This is a genomic window from uncultured Algibacter sp., assembly GCF_947487605.1.
Classification (GTDB): Bacteria; Bacteroidota; Bacteroidia; order Flavobacteriales; family Flavobacteriaceae; genus Algibacter_D.
Map to the genome: position 1 here is coordinate 1 of NZ_CANKXK010000080.1, position 277 is coordinate 277.

The following is a 277-nucleotide window of genomic DNA, read 5'->3' on the forward strand; positions in this document are numbered from 1 at the left end:
CTCCAGCATCGACAGTTGGTAGCGGATCAATAGAAATAAGAATAGTATCAGTGTCATAACACCCAGTAGCAAGTTCGCTTCTTACATAGTATGTAGTAGCAGAGGACGGACTTACTGTAGCAGAGATTGCACCAGAGTCGTTATCGGCATTGGCTTGCGATGTATGGAATGTCACCGTAGTACCATTGGTGGTTACTAAAGTATTTAAATCGATATTGGTTTGACTAGTAGCACAAACTGAACCGTTTGATGTGCTTAGGGTAGGTAAAGGCGTTAC

1 protein-coding gene is annotated in these 277 nt (G+C 42.6%); it reads right to left on the minus strand.

Annotation, left to right across the window (positions count from 1 at the left end; all coding sequences use genetic code 11):
- A partial coding sequence (locus Q0739_RS15015; protein ID WP_298239547.1) for a hypothetical protein occupies nucleotides 1–277 on the minus strand: 277 nt, incomplete at both ends.